This window comes from Caproicibacter sp., assembly GCF_046707225.1.
In the GTDB taxonomy this organism is placed as follows: Bacteria; Bacillota; Clostridia; order Oscillospirales; family Acutalibacteraceae; genus Caproicibacter.
This window is the reverse complement of record NZ_JBJKOP010000021.1, coordinates 1-19,560: the sequence shown is the minus strand read 5'-3', so window position 1 is coordinate 19,560 and position 19,560 is coordinate 1. Positions and strand designations below refer to the sequence as shown.

Below are 19,560 nucleotides of genomic sequence, written 5' to 3'. Positions count from 1 at the left end.
GGGATGACACCGATGGACTATTCAGAGGGGAGACTGATTCCCCTGCCCGGCAACTCTTTCGTACGTCCATAGGCCAAAATAAAAAGGAGGAACAAAAATGTGAAAGACTTGGAAAAAAGCAGTCAGCTTGGTTCTGGTTTTCGCCCTGTCCATGATGGTGTGCGTGCCCGCGTTCGCGGCGGAGAGTTCCAATAATGACACCGAAAAATTCAATGTCAACATATATTCCGAAGAATATCCTAACGCCTATATTGAACAGTCATTTTCTCCAGCTAAAAACATTCTGAATGGTTCGAATTCCTCAAAGGTCCTAGTTGGAACTGTAAACGCTACTGTCTACGTCGAAGAAAAGTATGATACCGTTAATGGCAAAAAAATCTGCACGAGCAGTAAACTGCTTTCTAAAAGTGAAGTTAACCAAATTGGGAAAGATAAGTTTAACGACATATCCACAAATGATGTTATTGAACCAAGCGACTCGGATTCAAAAGGAAGACTTCATCTTTTTTTTGAACTATACCGCAATTGGGACACTGATTATGCAATTGAATATCAGCCAAGCTGTACTGCAACGTGGACATGGCCAGATTTAACGACTGGCAAAAACACGCCAGCTGCCGGCGATGATTTTCTAGGATTTGTTTGGGGCGGCAACTACGATTACAATTTAGAAAGTATTACTGCTGTTGATGATTCTGGGAACAAAAGAGATACCTATTCTGCTGATTCACAGCCTAATAAAGGCCATGTATGGGGATTCTTAGAAGGTCCTGAATATTATGGTGATCGCAGTTATACAAAATCTATTGGTGCCGGTTTGACTATGTTTAAAAACAAACTAACTGGTGGAGGAAATACAACAAGTTTTGTTTGTAAATATATTCACACCTATCAAGAAGAAACAGGTAGTATTAACATATCGACAAGTGGAGTCGGTTTTTCGCTCTCAGGTACATCAAAGCAATGGAGTCTTATTACTAGGATATCATCAAGGCCATATTAAAATACGTTTGAACAGCGTAATCCTCATTGCGAGGATTACGCTGTGATATTGGAGATTCAATATGAAAATTCGATCTATTGGAAAAGTGCATTGCATAATTATAATAATTTTGGCAGCTCTAATCCTGTGCATGGCGGGCTGGGCGGTCCGGCAAGCCGATGTCACGCCGATGCAATGGGTGGAGCGGCACTTTAATAGAGAAAACTCTTCATCGGACTCAGAAATTGCTGAAGTGATGAAGGGAAATAAAGCGGTTGTTTTTTATCATTCATTTGAAGATCCAACAGTAATTCGATGCGCTGTTTTGCAAAAAGACCTGCTGGGGTATCAACTGCTTGGGAATATAGGTGACATTTCGAAGAGCAAAGAGGAAAGTATCAATTCCACGGGCGACATGCTGGGTGGCGCTTTGGGCCGTGGAAAAGCAGGGTTTCTTTATTGGGGCATTCTGTACGACGACTCCATTTCCAGCGTAACCGTTGCAACCCATGCCGCCACTGTCGTCAGTACGGACGGGCTGCGGCTTTGGTATTACATTGGAGCACAATCTTATGATTATACTCAAGACATCACTTATACCTATTACAAAGCTGGTTAACTATCCAGTTGTGCGAGCATTATTTTAAGAACGGCTACCTGACTCATAGAACGCGAGGTGAAATATGAAACAGAAATTTAAACGATTTTACTTACATGTTAAAAAAGAATTTTCGTTGAAGGCCTACTGGCTTTTAACTTTGATCCTTTTCCTCATTACTTTGGTACGTCCGGCTTATCCTATAAAGGAAGTATACTCTGCTTATCAGTATCAGTATGGAATTATCGGAAGCTGGGTTACTTTTTTGGTATCATCTTCCGCATAATTATCTAGGCTTTCTATTTTCTCCTTCGGTAATTTTTTGGGACAGCTTCGTGATCTATGTAGGTTATATTATTTTAGTGACGCTGATTCATGGTGTTTCAGGGCATCGGCTATTCAAGTAATAGAATTTTTCCGTTAGTTAATTATTAAACTTGGAAAAAAGCAGTCAGCCTGGTTTTGGTTTTCGCGATGTCCATGATGGTGTGCGTTCCCGCGTTCGCGGCGGAGTCTAAAAGCGATGACGCGTATCAATTCAGTATCGAAGCTAATTCAAAGCAACTTGAAACAATCAATGCCATTAAAGGAACGGATATGACTGTTTATGAATTTTATAAGACAGTATATCCAGAAATTGCAAGCCGTTTTAGTTCAAGCCAAAAAGCTAACTATAACTCAGTCAAATATCCGTGGAAAGATGTTTTAAAAAATGATAACGGAACGGTAACGACGAATGGAGTTGGTGGCAGTAAATCCTATTTGCTGCAATATACTGATCATTCTTTGGAAAGCACATCGGAAACCGAGTATGTTTCTTCTGACACTCCTGTCATGATAACGATTGATTCATATATTCTTAACTCTGATAGTAAGGTCGTTGCTAGTGGTTCAAATGTTGAATTCGATTCGAAATCCTGCTCAGCTAACGCAACTTTAGATGATCCCACTGTTGGAGCGAAGTATAGAGCAGAAGGAGTGCATGTAATTACGAATGAAGATGGGGTCTATCCACCGATTATTACTCAGACAACCTATTCCTACTGGTATACGGCAAAGTAAGCTTGTGCTTGTGCTTGTGCAAACAGTTCTTATTGTTTCACACATGAGTAAAGATAATTAAGCGCCAAAGGCAGCTGATCTCAAACTGATAGATCAGCTACCTTTGGACTTGTAAGGGAGGAGTGAAAAAGTGAAAAAAACGGCAGTAATCAGTTCCATTGCTATTTTGTGTATGTTTACAGGGTGCTTGAAAGGCAATTCAAATGCGGTGCATGATACTGCGAGTATGAAAGCAATTCCATATGTTTTACAAGGGGAAAATAAGTACTGGAAAGCAACGTATCAGATTGATAACAGCTCACAAGAAGAAAAAGAGAGCTTCCAAAACATCTTAAATAAGATAAGAGATGAAAAAGGAGAAGACAGCAATGTTTATCGTGATACATTAAAGGCAATGCCGACTTATACCGCAACCTTTTATCTTACATATAAGGGAGATATAAAGGATCTAAAAAAAATGGAAAGTTATCAAATTACATTTGCACCCAAGACCGAATGGGAAAAGGGGGCGAAGATGAAACAAGACAACAGGCTTGAAGGCTTTACGGAAAGTCTGCAAGGAGAATTACCATTATGGCAAAGTTCTTATGCAAATGATGCAAGTTTAACAGGTGCGATTCCTCCCATTCAAGAATCCTTTACTTTGAAAATTAATACGCCAGGGTTTCAAGAAGCATCTGGCAGCATTTCTATGGATTTTCACCAATCACAATAGAGTTATGAAGGAACCAGGGAGAGATATGTATTTGGTTGAATGGGAGGTTGTTTATTGAGATGATTTCGAAGCGAGAAATTCGTCTTTATGGTTTTCTTTCGATTGCCGTCGCGGGGCCGCTATTTTTAGCCTTATCATTGGTGAATGTTCGGAACGGTTTGGACTTGGGGTCCACGATGTTTTTCAAAAAGCGGCAATTGCGTTTACGGTCCTCTTGTTTTTGATTCTGCTGGGCTTGTGGATTATAAACAGGCGATTTTTTTGCTCCATGTTCTCACGAAGAAGGGATGCCGAACTGGCGGCGCTTCCTAAGTGGCCCGACCGGCTGGGAATTTTGTCCGTTATACTTTAGTGGCACTACCTTTTATGCAACTGTTTTTAGACAATGCGCAATAACAGTAGCCACGGAGAAATCCATATGTGAGGGACTGAGTCTGGCTATTCTGTGATGTTTTTTATTCTTAACTTGTGATCCGTGTTTCGCGGATCACAAGTTATCTTATAAGGGAGATATCAATGAAGAAAATCAGCATAAAAAAGCGTTTTGTTTTGTTTCCTCTCATTATTTGTGCCATTCTGGTAATTGCAATCGCTTTTCAGTATGGGAGTTTATCCCATCAAAAAATAGAAATCGTTTACCCCAATCCAAAAAGAACTTCATTTTACACATTAGAAGATCATTTATATCACAAAGACAGCACTGAATTCTGTAATTATTTGAACCGTCTTGATTTTGTGCCTTGCGATGATGATTTTTACAACATGAATTTAGATATGGACAAAGGTCACATAGAAATAAGGATTGATGATGGATCGAAATATTTGGTTAAAAATTATACTGTTTTTCAAGAACAAGATAACTATATCGTTTTTGATGGATTTATCGATCAATATGCCGTACTGAAAGGAACTCAATCCGATTATCTGCGAACCATGCTCCGGCAGGGACGCAAGGTGAGGAGGAAGCCTGCCGTTGCAAGGTCAAAGAACTAATAAAACTGATGGGAACAATCAATTCAAATTTAAAAAAATGGTTCCAACAGCAATTGCGCTTTTGGCCATCACGGCTGTAGTGGGAATCTGTCTGATTCCTCTTGTAACCGGGAATTACGAAGGTCACGGACAGGACCCGAACTGGGACAAAAGCCATACGACCGTCACATCCGCTGACAAAGCGGTAGCTCTGTTTGGCGGAGACTTATTACTTGACAAGTTGGAGTTAAAGCAGAAGGGTCCTAAGCCATATACGGAATTTACTCTGGAATATAGAGATAAAAAGGATAAGAATAAAAAAGACAGGGAGACGTGGAGGATGCTGTCCGCCCAAGTGCTTTACGGCGGGAAGCAGTTTGATGTAAAAGATGATTATGTTAATCTGACGATCTTTTTCAGGGACGACGATCCGTTCATCATTGGTTCCGACGAATATCCCGGATATGAAAGCCTGTTGGAAAAAAGCAACGCAACCAAAACGGTTCATGGAATTACGGTGAAATATCGTAATGGTCAGGACAAAGCTTTTCAATATTGCTTTTGCGCTGAATTCAAACACCAGGGATACGTCTATTTTTTGGAATCCTATTCCAAAGAAAATCCGAATTTGTCATGGGATACTTTGAAGCAGATGCTCTCCGGTGTTATGTAAGCAGAACTGTCTTCAAAGGTCCTGCCGGATTAGCCCGGACAGCAGAAGGTCAAATATTGGGGGAGCGATTATGAAATGGTGGAATCTGTATTATCTAACCCTTCATAAAGGGGAAACCTTAAATGAAGCCCGGCATGGCAACCGGAATTCCGCATAAACCCGGCGAGGGGGTGGAGTTGACCGTGGATCACAAAAGAATCAAAAAACTGATTCAAATATTTTTTATTTTGCTTTCAATTATCATCCTGTTCCATCTGATTCCGATTCCATTTCACAGTGTATACGATGCAAAAGAAATTAAATTGGACGATCCCTCCTATCTGGAAAATTGCCAAATACATATTTCGGGATACTATCACTTGAACGTTTTTCAAGAGGATACTTTTTCAGGGCAGATTACCGTTTCGGATTACCGATTGACCTCTGAGAAAATGTCTGATGTAAAAATAAGTTCAAACGGGGATCATCTGGATTACAGTTTTCAGGAAACATGCCGAGGGAACTCTCCTCCGGTAAAAATGTGTTATTCCTTAGGTCTGATGTTTTCCAAGCGTTTCTTTCATGATCTGTGCATTTTGGTCTATGAAGAAAACACACAAAATAAAAACGGCGGTGCTGTTCAATTTGGGAAACCGACTGGTTGGGTCTGGGGAGAAGAAAACGGTTACTGTATTGTGCCTAACGCAAGCAGCCGTGAAGAAGCGCTCAACAAGTTACGAAAACTAGGTTTAATCAACACTTTTTGAAACTGTTAGGAGGTTCCAATGAAAAACTTTCATATACGGAAACGGTATCTTATTGTTTTGTTGGTTGCTCTTTGCGTCCTTTCCGCCGCCGGGCTTTTTGTTTCTTATCAGAGGGCTCCGCATTCGATTGTCCGCATATTTTATACGAAAGAAACCACTCCGATGGATTACGAGATCAAGGATACGATCTTTGATCAGAAAGGAACCGACTTCTCAAATTATTTAGCCGGTCTTAAATTTGTTCGCTGCGACGACGCATTCTTCAACATGAATTTAGATATGAATCATCATATCGAGATAGCGGTGGAAGCTGATCCAAAAAATTTCCTGGACGACACCCCGGGAAAACTAAAAGCGAATTATTTTGTTTATGAAGAGCCGGAAGATGTGATTGTTTTTAACGGATCTGATGGAACTTACGCGAATATTGCGGGGGAACCGGCCGTACTCCTGCGTACAAAGCTGTCCGAAGGCCGTCAGGCCCTGGGAATTTCAAGCACCCCCTGATCTGTGAACCGCATTCTGTCAGCAGAAAAAGCAGCGGTCCCCATTCTCCCCCTGAAACAAATTTTATCGGAATCAAACGTGAGGTGAACGGTTGAAAATGCTGAAACAATTATATTTGCATGTAAAAAAGGAATTTTCGTGGAAAGCCTACTGGCTTTTATCCCTGATTCTTTTTCTCATTACTTTAGTGCGCCCGGTTTATCCTGTCAAGGAACCGTATTCCCCTTATCAGTATCAATACGGAGTGATCGGAAGCTGGGTCACCTTTTACCAGCCTGCAAACTATGGGATGAAGACTCTTTGGTATCTCATATCCACGCCTGTCTGGAGAAAACAGGCGGCATTAACAGGTCAACACATCAAAACCATAGGAAAATACGTTTGAGCAGCGTGGTCCTCATTGCGGGGACCACGCTGCGTTATGGGAGATTTGACATGAAACTTCGTTCCGTCGAAAAAAGGCGTTTCATCGGAACCCAATCCCGCGATTACTCGAAAGACATCGTCTATACCTATTGCACTCCCCGCGAGCAAGCAGCAACTGTGTCCCTCGCTCAAAAGCCCCGCCGCATAAAAATTTTATAAAAATTGTAACAAAACGGCTTCTCCGGTGTTATATAGGCAGAGGGTAATTTCTACAGGCTATTGGTCCCATTCAGTTCCGTGCTTTGCGGCAATAGGTTTTATACTGAAAACATTTTTAAATGGTTTTCCACTGAAATACATGTCATCCAGTTGGCCCCACAGCGGACGATTCCCGCGGGCACGCGCTTTTCCCGGTAAAAGTCGCACCTCTTTCACTAAAAATATAAGGAAAAGGGAGAGTTAGAGCTTGAGGAAAAGAAAATTATTCGCCTCTGCCGCAGTATCTATTCTAATTTTGATTCTGGCAAGTGTTTTTGTCTTTCAATCTTCAACAACCGAATTCTCCGGATATCAACGCCGATGGCAGCTGCATTTTCCGTTTCCAATGCAGGAACAATTTTCAGTCTCAGACCTTGGTTTTACGAACGATGGCGACAGATATGCGGTCTTTTCCGCGGAAAAGATTCCGGGTAACTTTTTCTCAGGTTATCATTCGGAGAAAAACGTGGAAATAGAATCTTTTATCGACAGAATTTTAAATGAACTTAAAATAGCAGACAAAAATCGTCCGAACCTTCGAAAAACATATCGTTGGATTCGTAATCAAAAAGCGGATGAATCCGCCGTTACCGCTACGTTAGTTATCCTGTATTGTGATAAAAAATTTTATTTTATTGAAGAAATGATATAAAAGGCATCTTGCGGATGCGGAAGCGTTTTTTTATTCTAGGAGTTTTAAAAGGAAGACGGACCTGAAAAAGCGGATCGAACAAGTAAAGCAGGGCAGCTATGCCGCACAAATGATCTTTGGGGAGAGAATGCGAATATGGAGCATAAAAACTGCGTCACGGAATTTTTGAGAAAATACAGCTATCTGACCCCGATCTGCCTGATCGCGGCGGTGGTCAGCCTGACGGTCGCGGTTGTACTGATCCTGAGAATCGTCGGCATGCCGTCCTTTGTTCTGGGGCTGCCCCTCTGTTGAGCCGCATTTCTGGGCTTTTGACGGAGGATTACGCGCGGGAGGGACAAGCCGATGTCTTTCTTTTCTGCCATACAGGAAAAATTTAATTGACAATGGCAAAGATTCTCTGTATAATAATAAGCAACAACTTATTGCTTTTTAAAAAGTTGCCTGTAAATTCCTGTAAATCAGTCGCAGCGGTCTGTCCTCATATCCTTTGAAGTGATGAAAACAACCGATTGCGCTTTTATTGCCAACCTGCAACTTATAAAAAATGTGTCGCATTTTGAAAGGAGCGTATCCGAATGATGAAGGTATGTATCTCCGGACTGGGGCGTGCCGGAAGCCAGATCGCAAAATATTTGCTTGCCTGTGACCGGGTGGAGCTTGTATCCGGCATTTGCAGCCCGATTAGCACGAAGGCCGGCCGGGACCTGGGCGAGGTCATCGGCTGCCGCGCCGCCGGGATTCCCGTTTATCCGTCCGACCGGATTGAGTCCTGTATTTTTAATACCAGGCCGGATCTGATTTTGGATTTCTCCAATGCGACTGCCGCTCTGAAAAACGCCGAAACTTTCTTTTCCCTGAACGTGCGCGTCGTGATGGGCACCACGGGTTTTTCAAAGGCGGAGGAGGCGGAGCTGTACGCGCTCGCCGACCGGTTCGGCGCGGGGCTGATTTACGCGCCGAACATTACCCGCGGGGTCAGCACCATGATGCTGCTGACCGAGCTCGCCTCCCGGATTTTAAACGGCTACGACGTTGAAATCATCGAAATGCATCACAAGCGCAAGGTGGATATTCCGTCGGGGACCGCTTCCAAACTTGCAGACCGGCTGCGGGAAACTCTGCCGGTCGGGGAACGGCACGAGGTGCCCGTTTCCTCCGTGCGGGCCGGCGGCATCGTGGGCTGCCATAAGGTCATGCTGGTCGGTGAAAACGATATGATCGAAATTTCACACCAGAGCTTTTCGCGGAACGCGTTCGCGGAAGGCGCTTTGTTCGCCGCGGAGTTCATTCAGGACAAAACCGGCATCTTTGAAATGAAGGACGCCATGAATCTGGACGGAATCTTAATGGATTACCTGAACCAAAGCTCAGACAATCCGCCGCGCCGCTTCGCTTTGGTGTAAACGCCCCTGGGAGGGGATCTTTTCGCCATGAACCCCGTCGAGCTGCGCCTCATTCACTCCCAGCCAGCGCGCCCGTGCATCGGGCGCGCTGATTTTAGATGGGCCCGCTCCACATTCCATCGGCGCGGTTGAAACCGCGGCCTCTTCATTCATTAGCACGATTTTCAATGACACATCGACGGAAAGGAGATGCAAGCCGTGAAAAACGACAAAAAAACCAAGGTGGGAATCGGATTTGCAACCGGACGGAAAAGCTTTCAAAAGGTTCTGAAAACCTATGTCTACAACTGGAAGGAGTACGGTCTGACGGAAAACGAGGACGTCAGCCTGAACCTTCTGGTGGCGTACGACCTGAAATATTCAAACGCGAAGGCAATTCATTTTACCGGCATTCACAAGGATCTTTTGAACCTGATCGACGAGGCCCATTTTATCGGCCGCGGCGCCCTGCGTAAGGAAATCGCCGCTCTTGTGGAGCAGAACATCCTCAGCCAAAAGGAGGCGGACCTGTTTTTCGGCAGCGGCTATGCCGCCAAGAGAAACGCCATTCTTTATAAGGCGGTCAAATCCGGAATCGATTACCTTGTCTTTCTGGACGACGACGAATACCCCTTCGCCGTTACCAATACGCACAAAAACGCCGTCTGGGGCGGTCAGGCGGTTTTAACCACGCACCTGGATTACATCCGCCGGGCCGACGTCACCAACGGGTACCACTGCGGATACATCTCCCCGATTCCGTACATCCGGTTCGACAAAACCCTGGCGGAAAGCGACTTCCGCGTTTTCATTGAAGCGATCAGCAACGATATTTTGAACTGGGATAACCTCCGCGCCGTCATGAACAACGGCGGCGTCACCTATGCCGCTCCGTCGGTTCTGGTAAACCGCGCCGCGGAAGAGGTTCCGGAAATCAACCGCGCCAAATTTATCACCGGAGCCAACCTCTGCCTCAATCTGACAAGGCCGGAGCGCGTATTTCCCTTTTACAATCCGCCCGGGGCCCGGGGCGAGGATACGTTTTTAAGTACCTGCCTGAGCGACCGGAAAGTCCTGCGCGTCCCGTGCTACGCGTTCCACGACGGATTCTCCACCTATCAGCACCTGATGGACGGGGTTCTGCCGAACAAATTGAAGCGCATCGAGGCTGATTCGGATGCGGTTGTTTCCAGATTCTACGCCGCCTGCCTGGGCTGGGTGCGTTACAAGCCTCTTTTTGTTTATATTACGCAAAGGGACCAATATGATCAGATCATGCGCGAAACGCAGGAAAAGCTTTCCGTCACGCTCCCCAAAATCTGCGCCTATTTTCATAACAACAGCTTTATGAAAATATCGTCCGAGCTGAACAGCTACCGGAAAAACGTTGAAAAGCATTACGCGCAGTTCCTTGAAATGCAGCGGATCTGGGCAAAGCTGCGCGACTACCTTATGGAACCGCCCGCCCGGCGGTATTTTAAGGTATCTCCTCTTGCGGCGGCACCGGCGGAATGCTATACTGAGGAAAAATCCATTCAGCTGATTTAAAGGACGGAAGCGGTATGTTGAAAATTACGGTAATCCACGGCAGCCCGCGCAGGGGGAACACCCTCCGGGCCGCCGAACTGTTTCTTGAGGCCCTCAAAAAGCGCGGGGAAGTCGAAGCGGATGAATTCTTTCTTCCGAGGGACCTTCCGGAGTTTTGCAGGGGCTGCGCCGCCTGTGTGACGCGCGGCGAGGAATTCTGCCCGCACCGGCAGTATTCGGGCCCGATTCTCGATTCCATGCTGAAAGCGGACGCGCTCCTTCTGACGACGCCCGTCTATGTGATGTCGGCCTCCGGCGGCATGAAAAACTTTCTGGACCATTACCCGTTTCTTTTTATCAATCATCGGCCCAGACCGGAGTTTTTTCGAAAAAAGGCGTTTGTTCTGTCGACCGCGGCGGGCGGCGGGATCAAATCCGCCATGAGACCGATTGCAACCTGTATAAAATATTGGGGAATCAACCGCGTGTACCAAAAGGGCTTCCGCATTTTCGCGCTGGACTGGGATTCCATGCCCCCGGAAAAGCAGAAAAAATACGAGGCCGAAATCGACCGGTGCGCCGGAAAATTTTGGCGCGCCGTCTCAAAGCAAGACAGCGCGCCCACGTTGTTCATTCGATTTTATTTTGCTCTGTGCCGCTGGATGGTGAAAAAATTCATGAATTCCACCCCTGACTACCAGTACTGGCAAGCCCAAGGCTGGCTCGGCGGCAAACCGCCGTTTGGGCGGTTTGCCGGTTTCAGGCGGGACTAGGCACGCCCTTTCAGCCGTTTGTAAAACTGCACGCAGGAGGCAATCATCAGCGCGCCGCCCGCGAAGCGAAAGGCTGCGGACATCGCGGTTTCCGCGAAAAAAGGGGACGGAATTCCTCCCTCCATTCTGAAAACACCGGAGACTGAAATCGGAAAAAAGACCGAAAGCACTGTATATGCTCCCACCGCCGCCCACAGGACGGCGAAGGCCTTCCCCCGCTCCTCCCTGTGCTTTCCAGAAAGAAGCAGCAGCATAAAGACGCCGGGGTTCAGCGCCGTCTCCACCGCCAGCAGCCAGAAAACTCCGAGCAGGACAAGCCGCTGTTCCTCCGCCGCAACCGCCCCGAAAAGCTTCGCGGCAAAACCGCCGCAGAACACGCTTGCGAAAATCAGCAGGACTCCCGCCGCCATTCCCAGAACATAAGGAGCCCCCTCGGTTTCTCTTTGCCTGTATTCCATGCTCTTTCCTCCTTTCGGAAAGGATGCGCGGATCAATATCCGTGCTTTTTCAGTCTGGCAAGGTAGACCGCGCAGGCGGCGGTCATCAGCGCGCCGCCCGCAAAGCGCAGAAACACGGCCGCCCGATAGGATCCGTACACCGGAGCGGACCGGCCCGGCAGAAAAAACCACGTCAGGCTCCCGTCATGGATCAGTACGGAAAGCATGAAGAATCCGCCTGCGGCCGCCCAGAATTCCGCGACGGCTCTTCCCCGCTTTTCCCACCGCCTGCCCAAAAGCAGAATCAGCATAAAAATGCCGGGGTTCAGCAAACATTCGGCTGCCAAACCCCGGTACCATGACGCGGCGTTTTCCGGGGAAACCGAAAGCATCCCCAAAAAGTACGCGGCGACAGGGATCACACAAGCGGCGGACAGAAGGAAAAGAAAGCAGGCCGCCATGCCGAGCGCAAACGGCGCGCCTTTGGTTTTCCGGCATTCCTGTTCCACGTTTTCCTCCCTCACTTTCCTCCACCGCAGGAAAAAGTTCTTATGTATTTGAGTCCGACGGAGGATTTTCGCCGTTTTGCGGCTCGGACTCCGGTTCGTCGAAAACCGGGGGCTCGTGCAGGCGTCTCAGAAACACGACGCACGAAGCGATGATCAAGCCGCAGCCGATCAGGGAAAGCGCGGTTTCAATCCAGTATCCGCCCGGCATCACCGTATCGACCGCCGCGGTGATCTGCTGCTGCAGTTCGCCGCCCGTCAACAGCGTAAACAGTCCGGAAACCAGGCCGAGCCCGCCGATGACGATCCAGACGATCGCGAACGCGCTGCCGCGTTTTTCCTTGTTTTTGCCCAAAACCAGCAGCAGCAGAAAAATGCCGGGGTCAATCAGAAAGCTGATGACAATAAAAATCGGGCTGCCGGATAAACCCGCTCCCCCGCTGGACTGGAGCTTCAGCTGGGCGTTGATGTAATCGGTGGTCGCCTGTGCGATGACCGGGGACAGGCTGAAGGAAAGAATGGTCTCCAGCAGCAAAACAACGCCCGCCGAAATGCCAAGCGTGAACGGCAGGCCCTCGGTTTTCCGCAAATTCTTTTTTTCCATACATGTTCTTCTCCTTACTCTCGATTTGGTTTACTTTTTTATTTATTTATATATACTTTTTATTATACTTTTAAAGTTTCATTCTGTCAATTTCGTCCAATTCTTTTTCCGAAAAAAACGGTCCGGGCATTTCCGGGCCGGTTTTTTGCGCCGAAGCTGAAAATATTCCATTTTTGTTGAAAGAATCCCTCCGGAATGGTAAACTATATCTATTCGTTCGCGCAGGGAGGCCAGCATGAACCGGATTTTAAAATTATGGCGTTTTCTCACCAGCCCGGAAATGATTCTGTACCTGATTTTCGGCGTTCTCACCACCGTCATCAATATCGTCGTATTTGAGGTCTGTTACAATTTTCTCGGCTGGCAGTGGCAGGCCGCAAACGCGCTCGCCTGGGTTCTGGCGGTCGCCTTCGCGTTTCTCACCAATAAGCTGTGGGTGTTCCGCAGCAAAAGCTTTCAGGCAAACGTCTTCTGGCGGGAGCTGCTCAGCTTTCTCGCCGCGCGCCTGCTTTCGCTCGGCGTGGACTACGCCTGCATGTGGCTGTTCATCGACATGCTCGCGTGGAACGGGCTTCTGTCCAAAATTGTCGACAACGTGATCGTCGTCGTCATTAATTACGTCTTAAGCAAACTTGTCATATTCCGCAAAAAATAACGGCGGGCGCAGCCAGCGTCCGTGCGAATCTGGAGGAAAAGCAGCATGCAAGCAACAGAAAAAACCATGGAGAAGATCGTCGCCCTGTGCAAAAACCGCGGTTTCGTGTTCGCCGGTTCCGAAATTTACGGCGGGCTTTCCAACGCGTGGGACTACGGCCCGCTCGGCGTGGAGTTCAAAAACAACGTCAAAGCCGCGTGGAGAAAAAAGTTCGTTCAGGAAAGCCCCTATAACGTCGGGCTTGACTCCGCGATTCTGATGAATCCGGAGGTGTGGGTCGCCTCGGGCCACGTGGGCGGATTCTCCGACCCGCTGATGGACTGCCGCGACTGCAAGACGCGCCACCGCGCCGACAAGCTGATTGAGGATTTCACCGGCGAGAGCGCGGACGGCTGGAGCAACGACAAGATGATGGAGTTCATCCGCGAGCACCACATCAAATGCCCGAACTGCGGCAGCGAAAATTTCACGGACATCCGCCAGTTCAACCTGATGTTCAAGACGTTTCAGGGTGTGACGGAGGATACGAAAAACGAAATTTACCTTCGCCCCGAAACCGCGCAGGGCATCTTCGTCAACTTTGCGAACGTGCAGCGCACCACCAGAAGAAAAATCCCGTTCGGCATCGCGCAGATCGGCAAGAGCTTCCGCAATGAGATTACGCCCGGCAACTTCCTGTTCCGCCTGCGCGAGTTCGAGCAGATGGAGCTTGAATTTTTCTGCAAGCCCGACACCGACCTCGACTGGTTCCATTTCTGGAAGGATTTCTGCGAAAAATGGCTGCACGACCTCGGTCTCACGAACGAGAATCTCCGTCTGCGCGACCACGACAAGGAGGAGCTTTCGTTCTACTCCAAGGCGACGACGGACATCGAATACCTGTTCCCGTTCGGCTGGGGCGAGCTGTGGGGCATCGCCGACCGCACCAATTACGATCTTTCCCGCCATCAGGAGCATTCCGGCAAGAGCCTTGAATTTTTCGACCCGGAAACCAAGGAGCACTACGTCCCCTATGTGATTGAGCCTTCCCTCGGCGCGGACCGCGTCGCGCTCGCGTTCCTCTGCGACGCCTATGACGAGGAAACGCTCGAGGGCGGCGACACCCGCGTCGTGCTGCGCCTGCACCCGGCGCTGGCGCCTTACAAGGCCGCCGTGCTGCCCCTGAGCAAAAAGCTGAACGACCGCGCGCAGGAGGTTTACTCTGTGCTTGCCAAACGCTTTGCGGTGGATTACGACGACGCCGGCTCCATCGGCAAACGTTACCGCCGCCAGGATGAAATCGGCACGCCGTTCTGCATCACGTTCGACTTCGACAGTGAAACGGACGGCTGCGTGACCGTGCGCGACCGCGACACCATGAAGCAGGAGCGCATCGCCATCGAAAAGCTAACCGGCTACCTCGAAAGCAAAATCGACTTTTAATCGGCGGGTTACAAAATCGAAATATTGATCACAATCCGGCGCGGCCTCCGTCCCTTCGCGGCGAGGCCGCGTTTTCACCGAAAGGATGAATTCAGCATGGAAACCATTCGTCTCGGCAGAACAAATATCATCGCCGCCCGCAGCGGCTTCGGCGCGCTTCCGATTCAGCGGATCTCCCGTGAGGACGCCGCCGCCATTCTGCGCAGCGCCTACAACGGCGGCGTCAATTTTTTCGACACCGCCCGCGCCTATACCGACAGTGAGGAAAAGCTCGGATATGCCCTTTCAGACGTCAGAAATCACATCTTCCTCGCGACGAAAACCGCCGCAAAAGATAAAAAGGGCCTATTAAAAGACCTGGAAACCAGCCTGCGCCTGCTCAGGACGGACCATATCGACATCTTCCAGCTGCACAACCCGTCGGAGCTGCCGGATTACGACGACCCGGACAGCCTTTACGGCGGACTTCTGGAAGCGAAGCAAAAGGGCTATATCCGGTTCCTCGGCCTGACGAACCACCGCCTGAGCCTTGCAGAGCAGGCCGTGCGGGACGGCCGCTTCGACTGCATTCAGTTCCCCTTCAGCTCGCTTTCCTCCGACGAGGACGCGAAGCTGCCCGCTCTGTGTCAGGAAAACGACATCGGCTTTCTTGCGATGAAGGGAATGTCCGGCGGGCTGATTACGAATGCCGCGAGCACGTTCGCGTTTCTACGGCAATTCGACAATGTCCTGCCGCTTTGGGGCATCCAGCGGCAAAGAGAGCTGGATGAATTCTTCTCCTATGAGAAAAATCCGCCGAAGCTCGACGAGGCCATGTGGAAAATCATCCGGAAAGACCGCCTGGAGCTTGCCGGCACGTTCTGCCGGGGCTGCGGCTACTGCCAGCCCTGCCCGGCCGGAATTCCGATTGAGACAGCCGCCCGGATTTCCCTTTTGCTGACCCGTTCGCCGTGGCAGCAGTACATGACGGACGAGTTTAAAGCGCAGATGGAACGGATCAACGGCTGCACCCACTGCAATCACTGCAAAAATCACTGCCCCTACGGTCTGGATACGCCGAACCTGCTCAAATACATGCTGGGTCAATACAATCAGTTTTACGCGGAGCACGCCTGACCGGCGTTGTGCCCCAAACCCGCGCCGAGAGAATTCTCTTCGGCGCGGGTTTTTTCGTCATAACTTCTTTCGGAATCCGAATATAAATAGAATAGGAAGGCCCGCGCGGTAAAAAAATTGATCCTGCGCGGTGAAATCGGAATCCGTTGGGAAAGCCGGGGAATGAAATGGACGCGAGATACAGACTGACCGTCAAATTCCTCGTTCTGTTCGCACTGCCGATTCTGTTCCAGTCCCTCGGGCAGTCGGGGTTGCTTCTGTCGCTCTGCAAACAAATGGGGATGCCGGAGCAAACCGCTTCGCTTGCTAAGGACGGTTTTTCTTTTTTCGGGGTTGTTTTAACCTTTTTTCCGCTGGGCACCTCCTGCATCCGGCAAACCTTTGAGCTTGAAAGCAGAACCGAACAGCAGAATTATCTGATTCGCCAGTCCAAGAATTATCTTCTGGAGGCATTTAAAGGGATTTTAGGCGAAACGGGGCTGGAATTCAGTTTGAATGTAAGAATCTGCACACCAAAAAAAAATATTTGGAATAGAATAGGATTAGGACGTATAAAAATAAATCGACGGCGTCCTAAATGCTTCGCCATGAAGAACCTGCCCGGTTTGTCGGACGAAGCGGTCAGAGACGGACTTGTCTTTCAGGTGTCCCCCCATCCGCAGGGCGCGGTTGGAACCTGCTACGCGGAGCGGGACTGCGTGGTCTACGAGCCCAACCTGAAAAAATCGTCCTCCGAGAACCTGACGGAGTACCAGCGGGAGCAGACCCAGGACATCGCGTTCTGGATCTGCGTCCCCGTTCATAACAAAAAAGGCGAGATCTGCGCCATCATGTCCTACGACAGCAACCGGGAAATCCATATACCGCCTGAAAAGCTGAGTATCGTTTCAAGGCTTTTGAGAAGATTCAGCATTGATTTCATCAGAAACATGACAAATCTGAACGAGTGAGGTTACTGGTATGCACGAAAGCAAGAAAACAAACATGGACCGGGTGGATTCCTCAAAATCGGAAAACGATTTCAGAGACCGGCGCTGCAAGCCGCGCAGGCGGGTTCTCATTCCTGTAAAAAGAACTTATGAGCAGTCCATGGGCCGTGCGCTGGCCGACCTGATGGTTGACCGCGAGCCGGTCAAGATTTTGAATATGCAGACGGGCCGCATTTCGTGTTATTCCTCCGCCGACCTGCCCCTCTGCGCGGGGGAAGTCCGTTTAAAACCGGAAAGCGTAGAGCCGGCGGCTTCCCTGCGGGACGCTCTGAAAACAGGCGCCAAATAATCCTCCGAAAACAGGCCGCGCGAACAGGAAAACTGCTCGCGCGGCTTCTTTTGCGCCAGTTTCTATGTACATTGGCGGGTCAATGGGGTAAAATAAATGAAAACAGCCCCGAAAGGAGAACGGACATGACGGAAATTGAAGCCCGAAGAAGCGTGCGGACCTACCTTGACCTTCCGGTTGAGGCGGAAAAGCTCTCGCGTCTGCTGAAAGCCGCGCGGCTCGCGCCGTCCGGCAGCAATACACAGCCGTGGGCCTTTCTTGTGGTCAAAGAGAGGGAAACCCGCGAAAAGATCGCGGCGGCCGTCCACAATCAGCACTGGATGGCGCAGGCCCCCGTTCACATCGTCTGCGTCGGGGACGTCCGCTCCCGGATCCCGGAAGACGCGGGCCCGCTCCGGCTTGATGAAAACAGCCCGCAGGAAGAGCTGAAACAGGTCATCCGCGACACGGCCATCGCCGCGGAACACATTGTTCTGGAAGCACAGGCGGTCGGCCTTTCCACCTGCTGGACCGCGTGGTTCCGGCAGGACGAGCTGCGCCCCCTCCTTGGAATCCCGGAGGACAAATACGTCCTGTGCGTCCTGACCGTCGGTTACTCCGATTCCCACCCGGACGCGCGGCCGCGCAAACCTCTTGACTCCATGCTTCATCTGGAAAAATGGTAACCGCTTTCGCATGGCGGGCAATCCCTATGAAACAACAAAACAGAAAATGAGGGAATCAAACGATGCAAAACACTGAAAACGACCGCTGTGATCAAAACGGATGCTCCGGCCCCGTCCCCGGGAACCCGCTGTGTGAATCCTGCCGACTGTATCTTACAAAAAAATCCGCCGAAAAAAGGAACCTTCCCTTTCCGCTGACCGACGGGGAAGCCGAACTGCTCGGCAAACTTTTCAGCGGCGGCGCGGCGCCCGTATCCCGGTTCGTCATGGGCTCCAGCCGGGAGGACGACCTCGAATCCGTCGCGCTCGCGCCGGTCGTCGTCCGCGGGCCGGAGGATGATGTGGAAACCGTCAAAAAGCTGGGAGAAATCATCACCTCGCTTGAGGACCGCGGGCTGATTGCTCTGGATTACGAAAGTCCGGTTCCCGGTTTTGACGATCATATGGTGCGGGAATCGGCGGCGTTTACCGCATTCGAAGAAGCGGTCGAAGAAGGCGGGAAAAGGCCCGGATTCCTGTTCGACACCGCAAGGCTGGACTCGGGCAGCATCACCCTGACCGACGACGGCGCGCAGGCGATGCTGGACTATTACCGGGGATAGAGCCTTTTCTTTTCCATCTAAAAATGCGCCATGACGCGGTAGTGATACCGTTCATGGCGCATTTTGTGCAGTCTTCTTCATCCGGGGCTCATCGGTTTTTCCTGATTTTCGAGTATCTCCCGCTGAGCCTTCTTCGTCAGTTTTCCAAACACCAGCCGATAGGAACGCTCGCACAGATCCCGCAGGACGTCGTCCGGCACCGTCCCGTCCAGAAAAACGGAAATCCAGTTCTGTTTGTTCATGTAAAAGCCGGGCAGGATATCCGCGTATTCCTTCCTCATCAGCTCCGAAAGCATCGGCTCGCATTTCAGCGTTACAAGCTCGTGCCCGCCGTAAATTCCGTACTTTTGGCCCGGCTCGCAGGTCGCGGCAAACATCTTTCCGTCCACCAGATAGCGGTGCCACTCCCATTCCTCTTTGTAATCCTTTTCCGCCCCGGGATTGCGGAGCAGCGTCTCATCCAGCCAGTCATAGCGATTCATTTCTTTTCTCCCCTTGTCCGTACTTTTTTGGCGCGCGCCCGCGCGGGGAAACTTTTCTTCTTTCATCATTATAGCGTTTTGATTCGGGGTAAGTCAATCTTTCATGGACTCTTTTCCCCAGAGGCTTGGGGGCGCAAAGCGGCTTGAGCAGCCGCAGAGAAGAAATATTTCTTCTTGGGGCCAAGTGCCCCTTAACCATAATTTCTTCAATTTATTTAGTTTGTGCTCAGGCCGCACGGGGACGCAAAGCGGCTTTCGCGCTACGCGGCCTTAATACTCATTTTATTCTTTTTTTCTTCTTGGGGCCAAGTGCCCCTTTAACCATAATTTCTTCTTGTTTTTACTTCGTCCTCAGGCCGGACGGGGTCGGAATGGGGCTTTCCGCGCCGCAGAGAAGAAATATTTTTAAACTGGGGCTGATTGCCCCTTAACCATAATTTCTTCAATTAATTTACTTTGTCCTCAGGCCGGACAGGCCCATACTTTCGGTCCCGTACGAAAGTATGCAAAGTACGGGTCGGGGGGGACTTCAAACTCCCGTAGGGAGGGCTCCAACCGTCCCCCCCGACGCCCCCCG

The 19,560-nt window shown here is 49.7% G+C and carries 26 protein-coding genes; 21 read left to right on the top strand and 5 right to left on the bottom strand.

What is annotated here, in order from left to right:
* Positions 1-127: 127 nt before the first annotated feature.
* The 12 genes from ACLQ3M_RS03520 (at position 128) to dapB (ending at position 8,937) form a co-directional block, all read left to right on the top strand.
* Entirely contained in the window at positions 128-1,003 is an 876-nt protein-coding gene (locus ACLQ3M_RS03520) for a hypothetical protein (protein WP_411676329.1), read from the top strand.
* A gap of 61 nt (positions 1,004-1,064) precedes the next feature.
* Positions 1,065-1,601 (top strand): hypothetical protein, encoded by a 537-nt coding sequence (locus ACLQ3M_RS03515; protein ID WP_411676328.1) that lies wholly within the window; start codon positions 1,065-1,067, stop codon positions 1,599-1,601.
* A 441-nt stretch (positions 1,602-2,042) separates the two neighbouring features.
* Positions 2,043-2,642, top strand: coding sequence for a hypothetical protein (locus tag ACLQ3M_RS03510; protein WP_411676327.1), 600 nt, complete (start codon positions 2,043-2,045; stop codon positions 2,640-2,642).
* 130 nt (positions 2,643-2,772) lie between these two features.
* Complete coding sequence (locus tag ACLQ3M_RS03505) at positions 2,773-3,357, top strand: hypothetical protein (RefSeq protein WP_411676326.1); 585 nt, start codon at positions 2,773-2,775, stop codon at positions 3,355-3,357.
* Between the two features lie 516 nt (positions 3,358-3,873).
* Complete coding sequence (locus ACLQ3M_RS03500; protein WP_411676325.1) at positions 3,874-4,350, top strand: hypothetical protein; 477 nt, start codon at positions 3,874-3,876, stop codon at positions 4,348-4,350.
* Between the two features lie 37 nt (positions 4,351-4,387).
* Positions 4,388-5,002, top strand: a complete 615-nt coding sequence (locus ACLQ3M_RS03495) for a hypothetical protein (protein WP_411676324.1) — start codon at positions 4,388-4,390, stop codon at positions 5,000-5,002.
* 122 nt (positions 5,003-5,124) lie between these two features.
* Positions 5,125-5,748, top strand: coding sequence for a hypothetical protein (locus ACLQ3M_RS03490; RefSeq protein WP_411676323.1), 624 nt, complete (start codon positions 5,125-5,127; stop codon positions 5,746-5,748).
* Between the two features lie 18 nt (positions 5,749-5,766).
* On the top strand, positions 5,767-6,255 hold the full coding sequence (locus ACLQ3M_RS03485; protein WP_411676322.1) for a hypothetical protein: 489 nt from the start codon (positions 5,767-5,769) through the stop codon (positions 6,253-6,255).
* A 97-nt stretch (positions 6,256-6,352) separates the two neighbouring features.
* A complete protein-coding gene (locus ACLQ3M_RS03480) occupies positions 6,353-6,640 on the top strand; it encodes a hypothetical protein (RefSeq protein ID WP_411676321.1) in 288 nt (95 codons plus the stop codon).
* 447 nt (positions 6,641-7,087) lie between these two features.
* Complete coding sequence (locus ACLQ3M_RS03475; protein WP_411676320.1) at positions 7,088-7,531, top strand: hypothetical protein; 444 nt, start codon at positions 7,088-7,090, stop codon at positions 7,529-7,531.
* Between the two features lie 135 nt (positions 7,532-7,666).
* Complete coding sequence (locus tag ACLQ3M_RS03470; protein WP_411676319.1) at positions 7,667-7,825, top strand: hypothetical protein; 159 nt, start codon at positions 7,667-7,669, stop codon at positions 7,823-7,825.
* A 284-nt stretch (positions 7,826-8,109) separates the two neighbouring features.
* Positions 8,110-8,937: a 4-hydroxy-tetrahydrodipicolinate reductase gene (gene dapB / locus ACLQ3M_RS03465; RefSeq protein ID WP_411676318.1), complete on the top strand. Its 828-nt coding sequence runs from the start codon at positions 8,110-8,112 to the stop codon at positions 8,935-8,937.
* Here dapB and ACLQ3M_RS03460 read toward each other — a convergent pair.
* Positions 8,902-9,105: a hypothetical protein gene (locus ACLQ3M_RS03460; protein WP_411676317.1), complete on the bottom strand. Its 204-nt coding sequence runs from the start codon at positions 9,103-9,105 to the stop codon at positions 8,902-8,904. The genes dapB and ACLQ3M_RS03460 overlap by 36 nt on opposite strands.
* Before the next feature lie 30 nt (positions 9,106-9,135).
* Between ACLQ3M_RS03460 and ACLQ3M_RS03455 the strand changes: the two genes are divergently transcribed.
* On the top strand, positions 9,136-10,464 hold the full coding sequence (locus tag ACLQ3M_RS03455) for a hypothetical protein (RefSeq protein WP_411676315.1): 1,329 nt from the start codon (positions 9,136-9,138) through the stop codon (positions 10,462-10,464).
* A 14-nt stretch (positions 10,465-10,478) separates the two neighbouring features.
* Positions 10,479-11,216, top strand: a complete 738-nt coding sequence (locus ACLQ3M_RS03450; protein ID WP_411676314.1) for a flavodoxin family protein — start codon at positions 10,479-10,481, stop codon at positions 11,214-11,216.
* Here the strand turns inward: ACLQ3M_RS03450 and ACLQ3M_RS03445 are convergent.
* Genes ACLQ3M_RS03445 through ACLQ3M_RS03435 form a run of 3 tightly spaced genes read right to left on the bottom strand, consistent with a single transcriptional unit; the run spans position 11,213 to position 12,763 of the window.
* Positions 11,213-11,674, bottom strand: a complete 462-nt coding sequence (locus tag ACLQ3M_RS03445; RefSeq protein WP_411676313.1) for a hypothetical protein — start codon at positions 11,672-11,674, stop codon at positions 11,213-11,215. The genes ACLQ3M_RS03450 and ACLQ3M_RS03445 overlap by 4 nt on opposite strands.
* 32 nt (positions 11,675-11,706) lie before the next feature.
* Positions 11,707-12,177, bottom strand: a complete 471-nt coding sequence (locus tag ACLQ3M_RS03440) for a hypothetical protein (RefSeq protein ID WP_411676312.1) — start codon at positions 12,175-12,177, stop codon at positions 11,707-11,709.
* A 25-nt stretch (positions 12,178-12,202) separates the two neighbouring features.
* Entirely contained in the window at positions 12,203-12,763 is a 561-nt protein-coding gene (locus ACLQ3M_RS03435; protein WP_411676311.1) for a hypothetical protein, read from the bottom strand.
* A 235-nt stretch (positions 12,764-12,998) separates the two neighbouring features.
* Here ACLQ3M_RS03435 and ACLQ3M_RS03430 point away from each other — a divergent pair, with 235 nt between their 5' ends.
* The 7 genes from ACLQ3M_RS03430 (at position 12,999) to ACLQ3M_RS03400 (ending at position 18,501) form a co-directional block, all read left to right on the top strand.
* Positions 12,999-13,418 (top strand): GtrA family protein, encoded by a 420-nt coding sequence (locus ACLQ3M_RS03430; protein ID WP_411676310.1) that lies wholly within the window; start codon positions 12,999-13,001, stop codon positions 13,416-13,418.
* A 45-nt stretch (positions 13,419-13,463) separates the two neighbouring features.
* On the top strand, positions 13,464-14,840 hold the full coding sequence (locus tag ACLQ3M_RS03425) for a glycine--tRNA ligase (protein WP_411676309.1): 1,377 nt from the start codon (positions 13,464-13,466) through the stop codon (positions 14,838-14,840).
* A 96-nt stretch (positions 14,841-14,936) separates the two neighbouring features.
* Positions 14,937-15,956 (top strand): aldo/keto reductase, encoded by a 1,020-nt coding sequence (locus ACLQ3M_RS03420; RefSeq protein ID WP_411676307.1) that lies wholly within the window; start codon positions 14,937-14,939, stop codon positions 15,954-15,956.
* Between the two features lie 167 nt (positions 15,957-16,123).
* Positions 16,124-16,906 carry a hypothetical protein gene (locus ACLQ3M_RS03415; protein WP_411676306.1) on the top strand — a complete coding sequence of 261 codons (783 nt, stop codon included), beginning with the start codon at positions 16,124-16,126 and terminating at the stop codon, positions 16,904-16,906.
* Positions 16,907-16,916: 10 nt separating this feature from the next.
* Positions 16,917-17,234: a hypothetical protein gene (locus ACLQ3M_RS03410; RefSeq protein WP_411676305.1), complete on the top strand. Its 318-nt coding sequence runs from the start codon at positions 16,917-16,919 to the stop codon at positions 17,232-17,234.
* Positions 17,235-17,359: 125 nt separating this feature from the next.
* Positions 17,360-17,899 (top strand): nitroreductase family protein, encoded by a 540-nt coding sequence (locus ACLQ3M_RS03405; RefSeq protein ID WP_411676304.1) that lies wholly within the window; start codon positions 17,360-17,362, stop codon positions 17,897-17,899.
* Between the two features lie 62 nt (positions 17,900-17,961).
* Positions 17,962-18,501, top strand: a complete 540-nt coding sequence (locus ACLQ3M_RS03400) for a hypothetical protein (RefSeq protein WP_411676303.1) — start codon at positions 17,962-17,964, stop codon at positions 18,499-18,501.
* A gap of 77 nt (positions 18,502-18,578) precedes the next feature.
* Here ACLQ3M_RS03400 and ACLQ3M_RS03395 read toward each other — a convergent pair whose 3' ends face one another.
* The gene (locus ACLQ3M_RS03395) at positions 18,579-18,983 is read right to left on the bottom strand and encodes an MmcQ/YjbR family DNA-binding protein (protein WP_411676301.1); all 405 of its coding nucleotides are present in this window, start codon (positions 18,981-18,983) and stop codon (positions 18,579-18,581) included.
* Positions 18,984-19,560: the final 577 nt, after the last annotated feature.